Source organism: Cryobacterium sp. TMT2-4 (genome assembly GCF_004402575.1).
Taxonomy (GTDB): domain Bacteria; phylum Actinomycetota; class Actinomycetes; order Actinomycetales; family Microbacteriaceae; genus Cryobacterium; species Cryobacterium sandaracinum.
The window spans coordinates 1-15,656 of record NZ_SOGE01000038.1; the positions used below are offsets into that span (position 1 = coordinate 1).

Annotated in this window: 14 protein-coding genes, 1 tRNA gene and 1 pseudogene; 3 read left to right on the plus strand and 13 right to left on the minus strand. The window is 65.4% G+C overall.

Annotated features, from left to right (window positions below; translation table 11 throughout):
* The first annotated feature begins 279 nt into the window (after positions 1–279).
* Positions 280–531 carry a hypothetical protein gene (locus tag E3O54_RS13200; protein ID WP_134401769.1) on the plus strand — a complete coding sequence of 84 codons (252 nt, stop codon included), beginning with the start codon at positions 280–282 and terminating at the stop codon, positions 529–531.
* A 97-nt stretch (positions 532–628) separates the two neighbouring features.
* Here E3O54_RS13200 and E3O54_RS13205 read toward each other — a convergent pair whose 3' ends face one another.
* The 10 genes and pseudogenes from E3O54_RS13205 to E3O54_RS13245 all read right to left on the minus strand — a co-directional run bounded on the left by E3O54_RS13205 (position 629) and on the right by E3O54_RS13245 (position 10,160).
* A complete protein-coding gene (locus tag E3O54_RS13205; RefSeq protein WP_134401770.1) occupies positions 629–1,570 on the minus strand; it encodes an aldose 1-epimerase family protein in 942 nt (313 codons plus the stop codon).
* A 145-nt stretch (positions 1,571–1,715) separates the two neighbouring features.
* Positions 1,716–1,862 (minus strand): hypothetical protein, encoded by a 147-nt coding sequence (locus E3O54_RS16420; RefSeq protein ID WP_166785375.1) that lies wholly within the window; start codon positions 1,860–1,862, stop codon positions 1,716–1,718.
* Positions 1,859–2,821 (minus strand): glycoside hydrolase family 43 protein, encoded by a 963-nt coding sequence (locus E3O54_RS13210; RefSeq protein WP_134401771.1) that lies wholly within the window; start codon positions 2,819–2,821, stop codon positions 1,859–1,861. The genes E3O54_RS16420 and E3O54_RS13210 overlap by 4 nt, the downstream gene beginning before the upstream one ends.
* A complete protein-coding gene (locus E3O54_RS13215) occupies positions 2,821–4,143 on the minus strand; it encodes a family 1 glycosylhydrolase (RefSeq protein WP_134401772.1) in 1,323 nt (440 codons plus the stop codon). The genes E3O54_RS13210 and E3O54_RS13215 overlap by 1 nt, the downstream gene beginning before the upstream one ends.
* On the minus strand, positions 4,140–4,958 hold the full coding sequence (locus tag E3O54_RS13220) for a carbohydrate ABC transporter permease (RefSeq protein WP_134401773.1): 819 nt from the start codon (positions 4,956–4,958) through the stop codon (positions 4,140–4,142). The genes E3O54_RS13215 and E3O54_RS13220 overlap by 4 nt, the downstream gene beginning before the upstream one ends.
* Entirely contained in the window at positions 4,948–5,898 is a 951-nt protein-coding gene (locus E3O54_RS13225) for a carbohydrate ABC transporter permease (RefSeq protein ID WP_134401774.1), read from the minus strand. Before E3O54_RS13225 ends, E3O54_RS13220 begins: the two co-directional genes overlap by 11 nt.
* A 212-nt stretch (positions 5,899–6,110) precedes the next feature.
* Positions 6,111–7,154 (minus strand): annotated as a pseudogene (locus E3O54_RS13230) (ABC transporter substrate-binding protein); the annotation flags it as partial.
* Positions 7,154–8,254 carry a LacI family DNA-binding transcriptional regulator gene (locus E3O54_RS13235; protein WP_134401776.1) on the minus strand — a complete coding sequence of 367 codons (1,101 nt, stop codon included), beginning with the start codon at positions 8,252–8,254 and terminating at the stop codon, positions 7,154–7,156. The gene E3O54_RS13235 and the pseudogene E3O54_RS13230, both read right to left, overlap by 1 nt.
* A gap of 261 nt (positions 8,255–8,515) precedes the next feature.
* Complete coding sequence (locus E3O54_RS13240) at positions 8,516–9,757, minus strand: IS256 family transposase (RefSeq protein ID WP_134401777.1); 1,242 nt, start codon at positions 9,755–9,757, stop codon at positions 8,516–8,518.
* Positions 9,758–10,070: 313 nt separating this feature from the next.
* Positions 10,071–10,160 (minus strand) — tRNA-Ser (locus E3O54_RS13245).
* Between the two features lie 121 nt (positions 10,161–10,281).
* Here E3O54_RS13245 and E3O54_RS13250 point away from each other — a divergent pair.
* Entirely contained in the window at positions 10,282–11,193 is a 912-nt protein-coding gene (locus tag E3O54_RS13250) for an SGNH/GDSL hydrolase family protein (protein ID WP_241976899.1), read from the plus strand.
* Positions 11,194–11,202: 9 nt separating this feature from the next.
* A complete protein-coding gene (radA, locus tag E3O54_RS13255) occupies positions 11,203–12,567 on the plus strand; it encodes a DNA repair protein RadA (RefSeq protein WP_134401778.1) in 1,365 nt (454 codons plus the stop codon).
* A 121-nt stretch (positions 12,568–12,688) separates the two neighbouring features.
* Here radA and E3O54_RS13260 read toward each other — a convergent pair whose 3' ends face one another.
* The 3 genes from E3O54_RS13260 to E3O54_RS13270 all read right to left on the minus strand — a co-directional run bounded on the left by E3O54_RS13260 (position 12,689) and on the right by E3O54_RS13270 (position 15,588).
* On the minus strand, positions 12,689–14,284 hold the full coding sequence (locus E3O54_RS13260) for a GGDEF domain-containing protein (RefSeq protein WP_134372702.1): 1,596 nt from the start codon (positions 14,282–14,284) through the stop codon (positions 12,689–12,691).
* A 156-nt stretch (positions 14,285–14,440) separates the two neighbouring features.
* A complete protein-coding gene (locus E3O54_RS13265; RefSeq protein ID WP_241973065.1) occupies positions 14,441–14,866 on the minus strand; it encodes a dehydrogenase in 426 nt (141 codons plus the stop codon).
* A gap of 89 nt (positions 14,867–14,955) precedes the next feature.
* Positions 14,956–15,588 (minus strand): hypothetical protein, encoded by a 633-nt coding sequence (locus tag E3O54_RS13270; protein ID WP_134401779.1) that lies wholly within the window; start codon positions 15,586–15,588, stop codon positions 14,956–14,958.
* Between the last annotated feature and the right edge of the window lie 68 nt (positions 15,589–15,656).

Here is a 15,656-nt window from a genome sequence, read left to right on the forward strand (position 1 = left end):
TGGACAACACCAGCCGAGCTCCTCGTCGACGAACTAGAATCCAGCTAACCAACCAGTGTTGCGACGACCGCTGGAATTCGCCCTAGAACTCGCCCGGCACTACTGGCCCTGTTTTGGGTCGGCGTTAACATCACGCCGGCGTCGGAGCTCGTCCACCTGCCCGGCGGCACCGAAGTCTTAGTTGCCGGGGTCCGCCGCGCCACCCACACACCCCCGACGCGCAGCGGGAAACGCGTCGTCTTCCTCTCCCTCGACGACGGCAGCGGGCCGGTATCCAACGTGGTGTTCTTCCACGTCGCCCAAGCACAGATCGGGGCACCCGTGTACCACACCCACTACGCCCTCGTCCGCGGCCGGACCCGGCGCACCGGCGCCCGCGGGGTGTCCGTGACCGGCGAGCAAATGTGGGACCTGCTGGACGTGGCGGGGAAAGTCCGGGCGCGTCAGGCCGTGGAGCGAGAACGAGAGCGGGTTGTGGTCGAGGCGGAGGCCGCGGACAACGTCATTCAGAGGTGGAAGCGGAGAGCATGACCTGCATGCCCAACTCAGCAGATTTGCATGGGATCGCGACAAACAGATTGAACAGTCCAACTTACGTCTCTTCAATCCCGGAAACGGCTTCGCTCAGTTAGTCGATAGCTTGAATCGTCCAGGAAGCGCGTGTGGAGTCTGCGGGCTCAAGGACATTCAGGTTCGTTCCGGAGTTGAAGGCATCCGGCGGACACGTCATTGGTTCGACGGCGAGTCCGATTCGGTCAATCGCGGCTACGGGCTGGTCGGCCGTATGCACCTGAACCCATGAGCATTCTGCGCCCCAGCTCAATGCCACTCCAGTTCCCGCCTGCGTCGTCACTCGGACTGTAACTCCGCCCTCCTCATCCCGGTCGAAGCCAGTGAAGGCGTGGTCAATGAAGGTGTCGTCGACAGTGCGTGGCGTGCGAAAGTCGAAGGCGGCAAGATCTTGAGCATTGATGTCACGAAGGCGAAGGGGAATGAGACGGTCAGGAGTCACGGTGAGCATGCGCCTGGCTGGGAGTTCCAGCGTCCAGTCGTTGACGCGGCCTTCGCCGGCCACAAGGTAAGGGTGCGGAGCAACTCCAAAAGGGGCTGCGGTTGGGCCTGCATTCACTGCCGTCACCGTCGTGCGAAGGCCCCGGGCTCCAAGCGAAAAATGCACCTCGAGCATCAGCTGGTGGGGGTATCCCTGTTGCGCCTCAACGGTTGCCGCTAGGACGAGTCGATCGGTCGCCTGGCCCACCACAGTGAAGTTCAGCCAGGACACGAGTCCGTGGAGTGCGTGTCCTCTCGACGGCTCGGTGATGTAGAGCTGTTGCTCGACGCCATCGAATGTGTATCTGCCGTCCACGACTCGGTTCGGCCACGGTGCGAGGATGGCGCCGCGGAAGAACGGTCGCACCTGGTTAGCGTCGAACGGAACGATGAGGTTCCGCCCGTGATATCGGAGTGATCGAAGGCTCGCGCCGATGCTGGCGATCGAGGCGGTGTAGCCGCAGGCTTCGAGAACGCATTGCGTTCCCGATAGTGGCGTGGACGATATGGAGTTTCCCATGGGGCACCATTCAGTTAGCGCTGGATTGGTCAGTCAGTAATCACGATTCGCGGAATGCCGGCGTCCCATTCGACCTATGTAGCGTTCAATCCGCGGTACGTGTAGTCCTTGTCCCACCCGTGGAAGACGAGGAAGTCCTGACCGTTCAGCCCTGAGACGAGGTCTTGGCCACCGGGGCCGCGATAGAGGCCCCCGATCGGTCAGTTGAGAGGATGGGACCGATTTCCTTCGCCCACGGCCCGTTGATGATGGCTACCGCGGCGGCGGTCAGCACTTTGTTCCTTCTGTTCATCTGATCCTCGTTTGGTCTAAACAGGTGTGTTGGGAGGGAGCAGGAACACCACAAGTCGGAGTCTTAACCGATGGCGCGTCGGGGCCGAACACGATGCGTCGCACCTGCAGCTCGCGTCGGGTTCGGGAGGGGTTCCAAGAGTGGAAGACAATCGCGTCGGACCCGTCCGGAGCGACGGTCAAGGAGTTGTGGCCGGGACCGATAAGGTGGTTTCCGGTTCTTAGCAGCGGGGAAGCGGAGCTTGGAGCGGGACGCCAGGGGCCAAGCGGAGAATCGGAAACGGCCCAGGACACGGCGTAGTGCTCACCGGTCCATGCGCCGCCGGAATAGGTCAGCCAGTAGCGGCCTTCGCGGTATATAACCGAGGGTCCTTCGAGGGTATGCCAGGTGTAGCGATCGCCGTATATAAGGCGGTTGCGTTCGTAAATTTGCCAGTCGGCGTTTGGCCGTAGCACCTCGATCGGGTCGGCTGCGAACGCAGTCATGCCGGTGAGTGGTGCGACGGCGAGGTGAGTGCCCGGGCGGTCAGCGTCGAGAACGTCCCGAGCGAAAAAGAGGTACCAGCGTCCGTCTTGGTCTTGGAAAGGGTGCGCGTCGATCGCAAAACGCTCATGAGACGTGAGATTGATGCCGAGGTCTTCGAACGGTCCGGTTGGAGAGTCGGCGACGGCAATGCGGAGGTGGTGGCCGACGATGCCGTGGCCGACGGAATAGTACATCCACCAACGGTCATCGCTGTGAGCGATTTCGGGAGCCCAGAAGTCGGTTCCGATCGTTTTGCTCGGGCGGGTGAGAGCTCCGCCGGCGCTCTTCCAGTGGGTCAGATCGGGGGAAGTGAGGATCTCGAATTCCCGGTCTAAGGAGCATTCAGGGTTGGTGCCATAGGCGACATATCCGTCGCCGGTGCGCAGAGCAAACGGATCGGCGAAGTAGCCCTCCCATGCGTTCGTCGCGCCCATCAACCGTCCCCCGGATCGGTGAGCCGTGCAAACGCATGCGCGGCCGCGGTCGGAATACGGTCTAGGCTGCCGTCCGCTCGCTCTTCCAAGTGGATTAGACCCATGCGGCGCAGGAACGGTGTCTTCCCGTCGCGCGGGTGACCGAGGGGCTGCGCGAAACCTACCGTGGTGGTGCCATCGGTGTTTTGCAGTTCAACCGCGAACTCCTCGACGTTGGTTCCACCAGCGGCCCAGGACCAGTCGACGAAATCGAACAGGGGCCACCAGGTGAATGCCCGTAGGTCAAGCTCGGTGGCTAGCTGGTTGACCGTGTTGATTGCGTCGAGCAGCCAGGCTATGCGGGTGTCGTCGTCGCCTTCGATGCTGGTCTCGGTGACTGCGAGCGGGAGACCGTACCGGGCAGCAAACCCGCGGAGGGTGGCGGCGAAACCGTCGGCGCCACCGTTGTAAGCGACCTGCAAGGTGCGCCCCTTGACGGTGGTGAGGCGGCGGGGGGTGAGGTCTGGGTAATAGTTCACGCCGATGACGTCGGGCGCCGCCGGATGATGAAGGAGCCAATCGAGTTGCGAACGTGTAGCACCGTGCTCAAGCAGCCAGGTCCACATCTTGTGGTCGGAGTCGACTCGTCCGGTCAGAAGATCAGTGGGGAGCCAGCCGATCCGCTCGAGCAGCTTTGCTTCGTCCGCTGCTCCGGGCTCTCGCGTGGTGATCGCGGTAGCGGCATCGACGTGGACGATCACAGCGTCCGGATCTGCGTTTCGAATCGCGTGAGTAGCGCGAGCCATGCCGACGGTGATCGGCACCACGACGGAGGTCCAGCCGTCCCAACCGTGCCGGTACGGTGGCCACACGGCTCGGAGGCCGGCGAAGGATGCCGTGGTAACTGGCTCGTTGAGGGGCGTGTATCCCCGGATGCGGCCGCAATATCTCGCGGCGAGGGCGCTGGCGAACTCCTCGATCGCTATTGGGTAGCCTTCGTCGGCGAAGGAGTCTGGCAACCAGGTCGGGGTACCGTAGTGGACGAGGTCGGCGACGATGTCGAGGCCTAGGTCGTCCACGGCGAATGCGACAACGTCGTCCAGGTGGGTCCAGTCAAACTGTCCTGGGGCAACGTGGACGAGCGGCCACGACATCCCGTACCGGATAGCGGTCCCGCCTAGCGCGACGACGTCCCGCAAGTCGTCGCGCCACTTGAGGTGGTGGTCGGTGAGTTGGTGTTCGTCAAGGCTCGGTCGGCTCGGGTCGACCGGGTAGACACAGGTGTCCTCGATGCCCAGCAGCCACGAGAACTGGCCGCGCTCGAGGAAGGAGGTTGTGGTCACTTGAGTCCTGTCGTGGCGACGCCTTCAACGAAGAAGCGCTGTGCGAAGAAAAAGGCGAGGGCGAGGGGAAGGAGGGAGATGGTGGCGCCTGCGAGGAGTGCGGCGTGGTCGGTGACGTGCTGACCGCCGAAGAGGGTGAGCCCGGCGGGCAGTGTGCGCATCTCGGTGGAGCTAGTGACGATCAACGGCCAGAGCAGGTCGTTCCACAGGTTCATGAAATGCAACACCGCGAGGGTCGCCAGCGCCGGCTTGGCGAGGGGCAGGATAATTCGCCAATAGACGCGGAAGTGACCGGCGCCGTCGATGCGGGCAGCTTCGTCGAGCTCGCGCGGGATGGACAGGAAGAACTGGCGCAGCATGAAGATACCAAACGCGCTCGTCGCCCTCGGGATGATGAGTCCTTGATAGGTGTCAAGCCAGCCGAAGTGGAACAGCTCGATGAACACCGGGATCAGGGTTACCTGAAACGGGATCATTAGCGTGGCGATCACCAACCAGAACGCGATGGTGGACCCGCGGAACGGGATACGTGCTAGAGCGTAGGCGCACATGGAATCGAACAGGAGACACAGCGCAGTTGTGACGCCGGCGAATACGAAGCTGTTGATCAGAAGCCGCATGAAGGGCAAGTCATTCCAGATTGAGAGGTACCCGTCAAGGGTCCATGCAGTCGGGAACAGGCTGGCGGGATTAGCGAACAGGTCTGCTTCGCTGCGAAACGAGCCGCTGAGCATCCAGATGAACGGCACGAGGGCGAGCACCACGCCGAAGGCAAGGAGCACCCACGTAATTAGGGAGCGGAAGTTAGTCTTCATCGCGGTACCGGAACAATCTGAGCTGGAGTGCGGACAAGGAAAGGATGATGAGGAAAATCACCCACGCTATTGCCGATGCGTAGCCGATGTCGAAATTGGTGAACCCCTCGCGGAACATCATCGTCACCAGGGTGTCGGTAGCGAACAGGGGGCCGCTGTTGGTCATCACGTAGACAAGGTCGAACACCTGAAGCGAGTTGATGGTCGTGATCATCGTGGTGAACAGCAGAGTGGGGCGAATGCTGGGTAGGGTCACGTAGCGCGTGAGTTGAAATCCAGTCGCGCCGTCGAGTCGTGCTGCTTCGTAGAGATGTGTCGGGACTCCTTTAAGCCCGGCGAGCAAGATGATCATGGTGAACCCGACGTTCTTCCAAACGCTGACGAAGATGACAGTGGACAGCGCGAGGGTCGGTTCCTGCAGCCAGGCGACGGCCTCACCGGTGAGCGCCTTAGAGATGCCGCCCACGAGGCCGATGTTCGGGTCGAGTAGGAAGCGCCAAACTAGGCCGATCGTAGCCAGCGACACGATGGTGGGAAAGAAAAAGATGGAGCGCACAAGCCGGGTCAGCAGACTGTCGCGTAGGAGAGCGGAAGCGGCGGCGTAGCCGAGGACCATCTGAATGGCCACACTCACGACGCTGAAAATTACCGTGACACGGAGCGCGTTCCAGAACAACTCGTCCTTCAGCATGCGGGCGTAGTTGTCAAAGCCGGTAAACAGCTGCTCGTCAGCTCCGATCTTCCAATCGTGCAGGCTGTACCAGAAGGACTGCGTGATCGGGTAGATGATGAAAACCAAAATGATCGCCAGGCTAGGAAGGACAAATAACCATGCCGGCTGCCAACGAAACTTGCGTCGCCGCGGCGATAGGGATTGGGCGGGCGAGGGGCGGCCCCCCCGCCCGCCGGGCCGGACGGCCTCGGCGGGCGGGGAAACCATTGATACGCTCATTAGCTTCCGCAGCCGGTGATTGCGTCGATTTTGTCTGACGCCTCGGAAGTGGCCTGCTTGACGTCGGCGCCGCGGGTGATCTCGCCGATCAGCGTCACGTACACCTCAGAATCGACCTGCGTGGCGCCGGTGACGCCGGGCAGCCAGAGGCGTGCGCTGGGTAGTGCGGCGGCGAAAGCGGCGACAACTTCGTTCGCCGCAAGCTCTTCATCGTCGGCAAGGTCGGTTCGCACGGGCGGGAATCCGCTTTCGAGTGCGAATTGGCGCTGGGCGTCCTGACCGGTCCACCAAGCCAGGAACTCCTGCGCCTCGGCAGGGTGGTCGGTCTTCGCGGACGCCGCGAGCGGCACGGTGGAGGCGAGTGTGACGTCTCCCGCACTGCCTGTGGGGACCGGTGCAACACCCAGGTCGATGCCGGCGTCGGTGTAACCGGCGGCGGCCCAGGGTCCATTGAGCTGCATAGCTGCCTGCCCAGCGCTGAACAGTGCGTCCGACTCGGCTCCGGTCAGTCCAACCGGCGCGACGCCGTCCTTCACGAGACCGGCCCAAGTGGTCAGACTCTGGACCGACTCCGGAGAGTCGAGTACGCTGCAGCCGTCGTCGTCGACGACGTCAGCACCGTCGAGCCATTGCAGTACCGGCCACATCTGGATGGTCTCGTGGTCCGCGACAGAGAGACCATAAACGCCGTCGCCGGTGAGGTCGGACGCGACTTGACGGAAGTCGTCGACGGTCGCGGGGGGAGCTGTGAAGCCGCCCTCAGCGAAGAGAGCCTTGTTGTAGTACAGCTGCAGTGTCGCGATGTTCGCGGGAACCGCGAACAGCTTGTCGTCAACGGTGAAGGCGTCGATCGCAGCCGGGGCGAGCTGGTCGGCATTAATCTTCGTGTCCCCTTCACCCACGGCGTCGAGTTCGAGCAGCGAGTTCGTCTCGAGGTAGTCGCTCAGCACGTTGGGGTCGAAGTTCGGTGTGGCCAAGTCCGGCCCTTGACCGGTCGCCCATGCTGACGGCAGTTTCTGAGCGATGGTGTCCCACGGCTGAACCTCCATAGTGACCTGGATGTCATCGTGGGTGCGGTTGAACTCTTCAATGAGCCCCTCGTACGCGGCACGGTCGCCGCCGGTGAAGCCGGTCCATAGGGTCAGCTCAACGGGACCGTCATTGCCGCCGCCTCCAGCGGCGCACCCGGTTAGGGCGAGGATGACGGCCGCGCCGGCGGCCAGGAACGGGGTTGCTCGTTTCATTAATGCTCTCCTTTGTGCATGTGATTGAGTTGGGATCGCGAGAGACGGCCCGCTCCGGTTGGAATTCCACAGCCGCACGACTCTCGCAGCACCAACTCGACCGGCAGGATCGCGTGCGCGTCCCGGGGGGCGAGGCTTGTGCCGCCGACGATGTCGAGCAGGCGTTGGGTCGCTAGACGTGCCATCCGCTCGGCAGGCACGTGCACTGTGGTGATCGACGGCGTCGTGACCCGGCTTAGGCCGAAGTCGTCGAAACCGATGACCGAAATTTGAGTGGGGATATCCACTCCGGCGCGCAGCAGCGTGGACATCACCCCGAAAGCCATCTCGTCGTTTGCGGCCACAAGACCGTCAACGCCCCCGCCGGCGCGCAGTAACGTGAGCACCTCGGCCCCCGCCGCCACGCCGGACTCCTCGCTGAAGTCGCCCTCGATCACCGTGCCTCGCACCCCGTGGGCAGCACAGGATTCCATGAACCCGTCACGGCGCTCCAGCGCGGTTTGGTGATCCAGCGGACCACTGATGTGTACCAGCGTCTTCCGACCGTGCTCGACGATCAGATGTTCTGCCGCCATCCGGCCGGCAGAACGCTCCTCGATGCCGACGCTGATAGCGGTCGGCAACGAAGGGAAACGACCTAGCAGCACCACTGGCAGCCCGGTCCTGACCAAACGATCGATGTTCTCGTCATGGATTGACGCGCTGGTGACGATCGCGCCATCGACAGTGCCCGAGCGCATTACACGTTCGTAAGCCACCTTGCCCTGCTGCTCGTCTGGGTTTGTGGAAATCACCACCTGCAGATCATTCGCGTTCGCGACATCGGTCACTCCGGTCAGGACGTGGGTGAAATACGCATGGCCGAACACGTGCCGGCTGGTGTTCGGAACGATCAACGCAATTGCCCCGGCACGACGTACCCGGAGTGCGCGGCCCGCAGAGTTCGCGACATACCCGAGTTGGTCAGCGGCGAGCTGCACACGGCGTTTGGCAGCAGTACTGATTCGTGGGTGATCCTGCAGGGCCATCGACACGGCGCTGGTGGACAAGCCGACCTCACGCGCAACATCCCGCAATGTAATGCGCCCAGTTGCGCCCATGATCAACTCCTTTGCTTTATCGATTCAGCATGACCATCTAATCAAACGTGAACCGCTGCTTGATCGATTGAGCAAAACCTATCGTTTTCTCCGCTGGCCGTCAAGAGAAGCGCTGCGACGCCCCTCCAAGTGCGCTAGCACCACGGAAGAACGAACGTGCCCGTGATGCTTGAGGGTGATCTACATTTGGGCAACACCCAGACCTTCCTGGTCAAGTCCAAATGTGTGGTGTAACGCGTTTGCCGCGTGATTCTTGGATTTCTAGGCGCTGAGGGCGCCGAGTTCGGTTGCGGGTTCCTCCTTCTCGGTCGGGACGAGGGTGAGGCGTGAGCGGCTGAGGACGTCGAGGCCGAGGTAGCGGCGGCCCTCGATCCATTCGTCGTGTTGTTCGGCCAGGACCGCGCCGACGAGCCGGATCAGGGAGCCGCGGTCGGGGAAGATCCCCACGACGTCGGTGCGGCGGCGGATCTCGCGGTTGAGGCGTTCCTGGGGGTTGTTGGACCAGAGCTGACGCCAGATTTCCTTCGGGAAGCCGGTGAAGGCGAGCACGTCCGCCCGGGCCGCCTCGAGGTGGGTGGCGACCGCGGGGAGCTTCTCCTCCAGGGCGTTCAGGACTCGGTCGAACTGTGCGTGGACGGCGTCCGCGTCGGGCTGGTCGTAGACGGAGTGGAGCAGGGTCTTCACCCACGGCCAGCTGGTCTTCGGGGTCGCGGACATCAGGTTCGCGGCGTAGTGGGTGCGGCAGCGCTGCCAAGTCGCGCCGGGCAGGGTCGCCCCGATGGCGGCCACGAGGCCGGCGTGAGCGTCGCTCGTGACGAGTTTCACGCCGGTGAGGCCGCGGGCGGTCAGGTCGCGGAAGAAGCCGAGCCAGCCGGCGCCGTCTTCGGCGCTGGTGACCTGCAGGCCCAGGATCTCGCGGTGCCCGTCCTTGTTCACGCCCGTCGCGAGGAGCGCGTGGACGTTGGCGACACGGCCGCCCTCGCGCACCTTCAGCACCAGGGCGTCGGCGGCCACGAACGTGTAAGGGCCGGCGTCGATGGGTCGGGTGCGGAACTGCTCGACCTGTTCGTCGAGGTCCTTAGCCATGATCGACACCTGCGACTTGGACAGGCGGGTGATGCCGAGGGACTCGACGAGTTTCTCCATCCGCCTGGTCGAGACCCCGAGCAGGTAGCAGGTCGCCACGACGCTGGTCAGGGCGGCCTCGGCGCGGCGGCGGCGCTCGAGGAGCCAGTCCGGGAAGTAGGTGCCGGTGCGCAGCTTCGGGATCGCGACGTCGAGGGTGCCGGTGCGGGTGTCGAAATCCCGGTGCCGGTAGCCGTTGCGGGAGTTGACCCGGTCGGCGGAGATCTGGCCGTATTCGGCGCCGCAGACGGCTTCGGCCTCGGCGCTCATCAGCGCGTTGATGAACGTGGTCAGCATCTGCCGCATCAAGTCCGGCGAGGCTTGCTCGAGTTGTTCGGACAGGAAACGGGCAGGGTCACTAAAATGGGGTGCGGTCATCGCGTGTACTCCTTCGGAAAAGACTTGATCGGTCTTTCCAAGAATCACGCGGTGGCCGCCTTACATCGGTGCAACACGCCCATCAGGGCCGGGGGTTACACCACGCTATTGGACGCAACCATACTGTCTCGTGATCGACCGCCGGTACGACGTCAGCGGGAAAGCCAATTCGACGGCTGGCTTACCACTTGGCAGGTCACTCCGACAAAGACACTTCAGCAATAAGCTGTCGGAAAGTTGTCGGCCTTCAGCGCTCTTCAACGACAGAAGCTCCTACTTCCCTGTAAATCCGTGCAAGTAGGAGCCTCTCCTCTGGCGGTACCGGTGGGATTTGAACCCACGGTGGAGTCTCCCCCACACAACTTTTCGAGAGTTGCACCTTCGGCCGCTCGGACACGGTACCGAGGGAGAGTTTAGTTGAAATCGGGGGCCTTGCGCGAATCGCGGCGGCGAACATCCGTGTCTGAACGGCCGCGAACGGCCCTGAACGACGAGAACCCAGCACGAAGCGGTATTCTCACCGGGTGATCACCGTGAACCACAGGCTCCGTTCCCTTGCCCTCACTGCCGGAACCCTGGCCACAGCGGCCGGCCTCGGCGCCGCCGCCGTGGTCAATTACCGGGGCTTCCAGCGTCGCATCGCCGAGAGCTCGGTGATTCTCAATGAGACCCTGCCGGTGCACTCTCTCTGGTGGCGCGCCCGCGCGAAAGACAAGGGCGAGCTGATCTACGCCGTCATCGGAGACAGTGCCGCGCAGGGGATCGGGGCGAGTTCCCCGCACCGCGGCTATGTCGGAATCCTGACCGACCACATCCGTCTCTCCACCGGCCGCTCGGTGCGCGTGGTGAACCTGAGCGTGTCGGGCGCCACCGTCGCAATGGCTGTGCGCGACCAGCTGCCCACGTTCGCGAAGCTCACCCCGGACATCGTCACGGTCGCGATCGGCGCCAACGACATCGCCCTCTGGGACGCCGCCGTCTTCGAGGCCGGCATCCGGCAGGTCTGCGCGGCGCTGCCCCCGCACGCCCTGGTCGCCGACCTGCCCTGCTTCCACCTGCCCCGCAACGAACGGATGGTCGCCGTCGCCAACCGCATCATCCGCCAGGTGGCCGCGGAGTACCAGCTACGCGTGGTGCCGCTCCACGCCACGACGAAGCGGCTCGGGCTGCGCAGCGTCGCCACGCACGTCGCGGGCGACCTGTTCCACCCCAATAACCGCGGCTACCGGGCCTGGGCCGAGGCGTTCGTTCCGGCGCTGAGCGCTCATCTGGTGCGGGGCATCCGGCCTGCCGACCTGGCCGGGCCGAATGCCCCCAACGCGCCTGCCGGCCTGCCCTCGGCCGTGCCGGCCGGCCTGCCCTCCCCCACGCCGGAACCCGCGTCGACTCCGGTGGCGAACACTTCGGAATCGGGTGGTGTCAGCGGCCCGAGCTAGGCTCGCAGAATGGCCAGACCCGTTTCCTCCTTCCGTTGCACCGAGTGTGGCTGGACCACCCTGAAGTGGGCAGGCCGCTGCGGCGAATGCCAGCAGTGGGGCACCGTGGTGGACACCACCGAGAAGGCGAGCCTGGCCCGCGCGCTCAAGCCGGCCAGCGTCACCGGCGCGGGCGTCGCCCGCCCGATCACTCACATCGACACCACGGCCGTCTCGCACTGGCCTACCGGCATCGCCGAGTTCGACCGGGTGCTGGGTGGCGGCATCGTGCCTGGCTCGGTCATCCTGCTCAGCGGCGAGCCCGGCGTCGGCAAGTCGACACTGCTGCTCGAGGTGGCCTCCAAGGCAGCGGCCGCCAAGTCCCGCGTGCTCTACGTCAGCGCCGAGGAATCGGTCAGCCAGGTGCGGTTGCGCGCCGAGCGCACCGGGGCGCTGCAACCCGAGCTGTACATCGCCGCCGAGACCGACCTGGCCACCATCCTCGGCCAGATCGACGCCATTCAACCCAACCTCGTCATCGTCGACTCGGTGCAGACGGTGGCCAGCTCACTCTCCGACGGCCTCGCGGGCATGCCCAGCCAGGTGCGGGAGGTGGCCTCCACGCTGATCCGGGTGGCCAAAGACCGCAACCTGCCCATCCTGCTCGTCGGGCACGTCACCAAAGACGGCTCGATCGCCGGCCCCCGCCTGCTCGAACACCTTGTCGACGTAGTGTGCCAGTTCGAGGGCGACCGGCAGAGCGCGCTGCGCTTCGTGCGGGCGCTCAAGAACCGGTTCGGCTCGACCGACGAGGTGGGCTGCTTCGAGATGACCGGCGACGGCATCGCCGAGGTGCCCGACCCGAGCGCGCTGTTCCTCAGCCGCGGCTCCACCCCCGTGTCCGGCACCTGCGTCACGGTGGCACTCGAGGGCCGCCGGGCGATGCCGGTCGAAGTGCAGGCTCTGGTGATCAAGACCCAGGCCCCGAACCCCCGCCGCGTCACCAACGGGGTGGACTCCTCACGGGTGGCGATGCTCCTCGCGGTGCTCGAGCGCCGGGCGAGCCTGTCGGGGCTTGGCAGCATGGATGTCTACGTGTCGACCGTAGGCGGCATCCGTCTCACCGAACCGGCCGCCGACCTCGCCATCGCCCTCGCCATCGCGTCCGCGTTCAAGGACAAGCCGATCGCTCAAGGGGCCGTGGCGTTCGGCGAGATCAGCCTCGCCGGCGAGGTGCGACCGGTGTCAGCGGCCAAGCTGCGCGCAGCCGAGGCCGCCCGGCTCGGCTTCACCATCCGACTCGATGCCGAGGCCGGCGCGATCGGCACCGCGGTCGCCGCGGCGATCGCGACCGGCCAGTCCGCACGGGACGCCGAGCTCGACCGCGCGTTCTAGCAGGGAGCATCAGGCGCGGGCCGCCACGGATGTCCCGGGCGAGCGGCAGGTTCGGGTCACCGGGGTCTCGACAAGCTCAACCACCGGGCGCTCGACCAGCGGGAAGCCCGACCCACCGTGATCATCGGGCCTCGAGCAGTTCCGCCTCCGGGGTCGACGTGGAGACGATGGCGGCGTGAACGACCCGATTGCGACCGTCGCGTTTGGCCACGTACAGACGCACATCGGCGGCGCGCAGCAGGTCCGAGCTCTGCTGGCCGTCGGCAGGCGCCAAGGCAATCCCGAGACTCGCGGTCACCGGCAGGGCGCCGGTGATCGGCGACCAGTCGTGATCAGCGATCGAGCGGCAGACCGCCTCGAAACGCCGGTGCGCCTCGGTGGCGTCAATCCCCGGCATGATCAGCAGGAATTCCTCGCCGCCCAGGCGTGCGGCGATGCCGTCGGCCGCGGATGCCGCAGCGGCGATCAGGATGCTGCCCACCTCGCGGAGCACAGTGTCGCCGACCTCATGCGACAGCGTGTCGTTGATGCGCTTGAAGTGATCGAGGTCGACCATGGCGATGGCCACGCTCGGCCCACCCTCGCGCAGGCGCATCAGCGCGGCGCTGAGGTGTTCGTCGACGAACCGGCGGTTGTGCAGCCCGGTGAGCGGATCGCGCTCAGCCAGCTCTCGGTACCGCTCGCTCTCTCGGCGGGACTCCGCGGTCTGGAACATGGCCTCGAGGATGCGCCCGCGCGACTCGTTCTCGCTCGCACCGAGCGCCTCGGACTGTTCGTGGAAGTGCCGGTACGCCTCGAACGCGGCGCGAAAATCGCCGTTGGCCGCATGGATCTCGGCCTGCTCCCTTGCCGCTTCCGTCGACCAGCGGGTGAGCCCGAACCGCTGGGACAGCTCGCGGCACCGGTCGATGACGGTCTGCGCTCGGGCCAGATTGCCCTGCGTGCGATAGATCTCGGCCAGCGTGACCAGGGCCACTGCGGACCCGTCGGGATGCAGGTTGCCCACGGCCGGGTCCATAGCCGGCAGCAGCTTCGCTTCCGCCTCGTCCAGCCGCCCCGCCGTCAGGTAGACGCGCGCGACCGTGTCGAGGGCGTACATGCCGATCTGTCGGTCGCCCACCTCGGACAGGCCGATCAGCTGTTCCACGGCCGCGAGGGCCTCGACCTGGTTGTGGGCCAGGTATTCGGTGTAGGCGAGATTGTTCAGGATGTTGTAGCGGATGATGGTCTCGGGGTCATCGATCACGAGGCGGAGGGCATCGTCGTAGCGGCGGCGCGCCTCGTCGAGGGACCCGGCCGAGCCGAGCGCGTCGGCCAGGCACTTGCGGGCGGCTGCACGCATGAGTGGAACCTCCGACTCCTCGAGCAGGTCGTTCGCGGCGACGGCGTGTTCCAGGGCCAGGGCGCGGTCGCCCACCATCTCGAACACGGAACCGAGCACGTCGTGACAGCGCGACTGCAGGGCGAGCTCGCCGTGCTGCTCCGCCCAGCTCAGGATCTGTTGCACGTCAACGGCGCTCTGACTCGGGTCGCCGCGACGGATGCGCACAGCCGCGACGACAACCTGCAGCCGTCGCGCAGTCGCTCCGTGCTCCCCGTCGCCGAACTCGGCGAGCCAGGCCTCGGCGTCCTGGAGGGCGACATTGCGGTCGATCCAGTACTGTCGCTCGACGCCCGCGAGGCGGGCGTCGGTCAGACCCTGTTCGGTCCCCACCACATTGACCTGCTCCCTGACAGGCTGAATGCTGACCGTGAAAAGTCCGTCGGATTCCGCTTCGGGAGCGGGCCGAACACTGTCTAGCGCCAGCCTAGCGCGGGCCGACTCCGCGGCCGGGGGTCTGGGGACCCCCAGCCTGAGGGGGTCAGTCGGGCGCTACCCGCCGGGTTCGCTCGTGCCGGTTTCTTCCTCGCCGGGCAGCGGGCCGAGGGCGCGCATCAGGTCCGCCGGTGCGGCCTGCATGACATGGGGACCGGCGACGTCGAAGAACACCATCTCGAGCACCTGCTGGTGCACGGTGAGGAATTCGCGAAGCCACTGTGCGTCACCGACCATGATCTGCGGATCGATCTCGTCGGGAACCATGCGGGCGTAGTTCTCGGCGGAGGAGAAGAGCAGCAGCATCCGGCGGTCGGTGCCTTCACGGCCGAAGACCCGCACCTGTTCCGCCTGCCCGTTGACGACCAGCTGCGGCACGATCATCACATCGTTGCGCAGGGCATAGGCCACAGCGACCACATCCTGGGCGGCCAGAGCGGCAGCGAGGGCAGGGGAATGCGTCGGTGGAGTAGCGTCAGTCACGGCTTCCATTCAACCAGTTGGCGCGGTAGTGACACGCCGAATCCGACCCTTGGGGGGCACGCCACGAGCGAACGGCGGCCGGGCCGGTATCAGGAGAGGAAGAACTGCTTCGGGTTCACCGACTCGATGCCGTCGACGCTCACGGTCAGGTTGTAGGCCGCTCCGCCGGCCGGCGCGGCATCGCGGCTGGCTTCGCCGCAGGTGTCCGGGTTCGAACGGGTGCGGTCCCAGGCGATCGCTTCGCCGGAACTCACGGGTTCACCCGGCTGCAGGCTGACGTCGGCGTCGCCTGGCTCCTGCTGGCAGTCGGTCGACGTCCAGTAGACATCCGTGCCGCTCGACACCGTGAACACCTGCGTCGCCGTGCCCGCGTTCAGCACGCACGGCACGTCGCCGATGTTGGTGACGCTGAGCGAGAGCATCGGCTGCGCCCCCGGTTCGTAGCTGACCGCGTCGGTGGTCGCTTCGATCTGCACGGATGCGGGGTCGCACGCGGCCGGGTCGGCCGCCGGGTCGGAGGCGGAGACCTCCGCTCCGGCCGCCTGGGCCGCGGGCGCCGGAGTGCTGTCGGGCACACCGGTGCCGGCGGCCGGGCGCACGATGGACGAGATGACCAGGATGAGGAGGGCGATTACGATGAGCAGGCCGAGGCCCACCACGAGACGACGGCGCCAGTACACCTTGCTGGACTGGGGGCCGACCGGATGTTTGATCGTCGACATTACCCAAGGCTAGCGAGGTATACCGACGCCGCCGGCAATGCTGTGCGTGTCGTGCGCGTGTCGGGCGG